This window comes from Rhodoferax sp., assembly GCF_039922535.1.
GTDB lineage: Bacteria > Pseudomonadota > Gammaproteobacteria > Burkholderiales > Burkholderiaceae_C > Rhodoferax_B.
The window spans coordinates 1-3189 of the sequence record NZ_JBDTEM010000062.1; the positions used below are offsets into that span (position 1 = coordinate 1).

Consider the following 3189-nt stretch of genomic DNA (forward strand, 5'->3'; position numbering starts at 1 on the left):
AACCTTGAGGCCATCGTCGCCCTGCACCCCGATGTGGTGTTGCTGGCCCCCGCCTCCCGCGCCAGCGCCCGGCTGGAAGCGCTGGGCCTGAAAGTGGTGGCGCTGGAGCCCAAAACCTATGCCGACGTGCAGCGCGTACTGGGCAAATTGGGCCAGTTGCTGGCAGTGCCAGACGCGACCCGCATCTGGCGCAACATCGACGCAGGCGTGTCGGCGGCGGCCCAGTCGCTGCCCGCGCGGGTCAAAAACACCCGGGTGTACTTCGAGGTGAACGCCGCGCCGTACGCCGCAGGCACCAGCTCGTTCATTGGCGAAACGCTGACCCGGTTGGGCGTGCAGAATGTTGTGCCCGCCGCGCTGGGCCCGTTCCCCAAGCTGAACCCCGAGTTCGTGGTGCGCGCCAACCCCGACCTGATCATGGTCGGCGACCGCAACAGCATCGGCCTGGCGCAACGGCCCGGCTGGGCTGGCATCCGCGCCATCCGCGAGCAGCGGGTGTGCAGCTTCAAACCCGAGCAGTCCGACGTGCTGGTGCGCCCCGGCCCGCGCATGGCCGAGGCGGCGCGGGCCATGGCTGCGTGCCTGCTGGAGAAAGCCCCGTGAATTCCCGCCCTGGTGCACTTGCCGCCGTTTTACTGCTGCTAGCGCTCGGCCTGCTGCTGCTCGGCACCAGCATCGGCAGCACCGGTTTCGACAGCGTGCTGGCCGCGCGCCACGACCCCATCGCCCTGCAAATTGTCTGGGACATCCGCCTGCCGCGTACCCTGGGGGCCTGGGCGGCCGGTGCCTTGCTGGGCTTGGCCGGTGCGGTGGCGCAGGGCCTGTTCCGCAACCCGCTGGCCGACCCGTACCTGCTGGGCAGCGCCTCGGGCGCGTCGCTGGCGATGGCATTGGCGCTGGCCGTGCTGGGCGTGTCCCCCTTTGCGACCGCCTGGCTGGTGCGTGTGGGCCTGACCGGAGCGGCCTTTGCCGGGGCCCTGGGCGGCGTGCTGCTGACCCTGGCGTTGGCGAATGGCGTGCAGCACACCCTGCGCCTGCTGCTGGCGGGCGTGATCGTGGGCGTGGTGCTGGGTGCGGGCAAGGATTTGGTCACGCTGGCCATCCCCGACATCCTCAGCGCCCTGCAGGGCTTCAACCTGGGCAGCACCGGCTTTGTGGGCTGGACCGCCTGCCTGCTGATGCTGGCGGTATGGGCCGTGTGCACCACCGTGGCCTGGCTGCTCGGCCCGGTGCTGGACGGCCTGACCCTGGGCGAGGCCACCGCCGCTAGCCTGGGCCTGCCGCTGCCGCGCATGCGCGCCGCGCTGATCCTGGTGCTGGCGCTGGCCACCGGTACTGCCGTGGCACAGACCGGCATGATCGCCTTTGTGGGCCTGGCCGCGCCGCACGTGGCGCGCTCGCTGGTCACCACCACCCACAGCCGCCTGATGCTGTTGGCCAGCCTGACCGGCGGCGTGCTGCTGCTGGCCGCCGACATCCTGGCCCGCTGGCTCACCGCTCCGCAGGAGCTGCCGGTGGGCGTACTCACCGCCGTGCTGGGCGGCAGCTATCTGCTGTGGCGCATGCACAGGGGTAGTGGGCGTTTGCTATGAAAAAACTAGCTGTCTGCGCAGAGGGAATCAGCGCCAGCCTGTCAAAAGTATCTGTATTGCACGGCATCAGCGTGGACATCCACGCAGGCCGCTGGACCAGCATCGTCGGCCCCAATGGCGCGGGCAAATCGACCCTGCTCAAGGTGCTCGCGGGCCTGTTGCCGTTCACTGGCACGGTGACGCTGCACGGCCAAAACATCGCCACCATGCCCGCCCGCCAGCGCGCCCAAACCCTGGCCTGGCTAGGGCAAGGGGAGGCCAGTGCCGACGACCTCAGCGTCTGGGATGTGGCCCTGCTGGGCCGCATTCCGCACCGCCCCTGGCTGGCCGCGCCCAGCGCCCAGGACCTGGCCGCCGTCGAACAGGCCCTGCGCGCCACCCAGGCCTGGGACTGGCGCGCCCGGTCTCTTGGACAGCTCTCGGGTGGCGAACGCCAGCGCGTGCTGCTGGCCCGCGCCTTGGCCGTGCAGGCCCCGGTGCTGCTGATGGACGAACCCCTGGCCAACCTGGACCCGCCCCACCAGGCCGACTGGCTGCTGCTGGTGCGCGACCTGGTAGCGCGCGGCCACACCGTGGTCAGCGTGCTGCACGAGCTGTCGATCGCGCTGCAAGCCGACGACCTGCTGGTGCTGGCCCAGGGCCGCATCACCCACGCCGGTCCCTGCGCCGACCCGGCCACGCACCGCGCGCTGGAGCAGGTTTTTGAGCACCGAATCGGCATCCACCGCTTATCTGATCAGTGGGTGGCGCTACCAAAATGAACACCGTATGACTGACCACGCCTTCAGCGCCACCGAGCGCGCCGCCGTCTACCGCGCCATTTTCGAGCGCCGCGATATGCGGCATTTCAGCGGCGGCAGTGTGGCCCCGGAGCTGTTGCAGCGCCTGCTGCTGGCGGCGCACCATGGCCCCAGCGTGGGTTTCATGCAGCCCTGGCGCTTTATCCGCATCACCCAGACGGCCCGGCGCCAGCAACTGCACGACCTGGTAGAGGCCGAGCGCGTGCTGACCGCCCAGGCACTGGGCGAGCGCGCAGACGACTTCATGCGCCTCAAGGTGCAGGGCCTGCTGGACGCGGCCGAGGTGCTGGCCGTGGTGCTGCCCAATGGGCGCGAGCAGCATATTTTTGGCCGCCGCACTTTGCCGCAAATGGACCTGGCTTCCAGCGCCTGCGCGATCCAGAACCTGTGGCTGGCCGCGCGTGCCGAAGGGCTGGGCATGGGCTGGGTGTCGCTGTTCGACCCGCTGGCCTTGGCCGATGCACTGGGCCTTCCCGCCGGGGCCGAACCCATCGCCTTGCTGTGCCTAGGGCCGGTTGAAAAGTTCTACGACCAGCCCATGCTGCAGCAGGAAAACTGGGCCCGGCGCGAGGCCTTGGCCGGGCTGGTATATGACGACACCTGGGGCCAGGCTTCCACCCTGTTTTCTGCCTGAAAATATCCACTATGCATATCCGCCCTTACCAAGAAACCGACGAAGCCGCCGTAGTCGCCCTGTGGCAAGCCTGCGGTCTGACCCGTGCCTGGAACGACCCGCACAAGGACATCGCCCGCAAACTGCAGGTCCAGCGCGCGCTGTTTCTGGTGGGCGAGGCCGA

The 3189-nt window shown here is 69.3% G+C and carries 4 protein-coding genes and 1 pseudogene; all 5 read left to right on the plus strand.

Going from position 1 to position 3189, the window contains the following annotated elements; genetic code table 11:
• The coding region (locus ABI213_RS02605; RefSeq protein ID WP_348025988.1) for an ABC transporter substrate-binding protein at positions 1–603 on the plus strand (603 nt) is incomplete at its 5' end.
• Positions 600–1592, plus strand: coding sequence for an iron ABC transporter permease (locus ABI213_RS02610; protein ID WP_348009025.1), 993 nt, complete (start codon positions 600–602; stop codon positions 1590–1592). The genes ABI213_RS02605 and ABI213_RS02610, both read left to right, overlap by 4 nt.
• Complete coding sequence (locus ABI213_RS02615; protein ID WP_348025990.1) at positions 1589–2353, plus strand: ABC transporter ATP-binding protein; 765 nt, start codon at positions 1589–1591, stop codon at positions 2351–2353. Before ABI213_RS02610 ends, ABI213_RS02615 begins: the two co-directional genes overlap by 4 nt.
• A 7-nt stretch (positions 2354–2360) precedes the next feature.
• On the plus strand, positions 2361–3026 hold the full coding sequence (gene bluB / locus ABI213_RS02620; protein WP_348025992.1) for a 5,6-dimethylbenzimidazole synthase: 666 nt from the start codon (positions 2361–2363) through the stop codon (positions 3024–3026).
• An 11-nt stretch (positions 3027–3037) separates the two neighbouring features.
• Positions 3038–3189, plus strand: a pseudogene (locus ABI213_RS02625) (acetyltransferase GCN5); the annotation flags it as partial.

Excerpts from the sequence above, each read along its gene's own strand:
- ABI213_RS02615 (WP_348025990.1), top strand. The coding sequence starts at position 1,589 with ATGAAAAAACTAGCTGTCTGCGCAGAGGGAATCAGCGCCAGCCTGTCA.
- bluB (WP_348025992.1), top strand. The coding sequence starts at position 2,361 with ATGACTGACCACGCCTTCAGCGCCACCGAGCGCGCCGCCGTCTACCGC.